The organism is Streptomyces sp. NRRL S-350 (genome assembly GCF_000719705.1).
GTDB lineage: Bacteria > Actinomycetota > Actinomycetes > Streptomycetales > Streptomycetaceae > Kitasatospora.
The window spans coordinates 1-229 of record NZ_JOHO01000239.1 but is presented as its reverse complement, the minus strand read 5'-3'; the positions used below and the strand labels follow the sequence as shown (position 1 = coordinate 229).

Genomic DNA, 229 nt, shown 5'->3' with positions numbered 1-229 from the left:
AGCACGGCGGCCCCGACGTGCACGCCCGGGTCGCGGTCGACTTCGGCGAGCGCGAGCTGGCCGTCCTCGTCGAGGACGACGGCCGCGGCAGCACCGACGGACACCTGACCGCCGGCGGCGCCGACGGCCCGGGCCACGGCCTGATCGGCATGCGCGAGCGGGTCGGCATGGTCAGCGGCAGCCTCGACGTGGGCCCCCGCCCCGGCGGCGGCTTCCGGATCCGCGCCGT

At 79.0% G+C, this 229-nt stretch carries 1 pseudogene; it reads left to right on the top strand.

Going from position 1 to position 229, the window contains the following annotated elements:
• A pseudogene (locus tag IF30_RS0140725) lies at window positions 1-229 on the top strand (sensor histidine kinase); the annotation flags it as partial.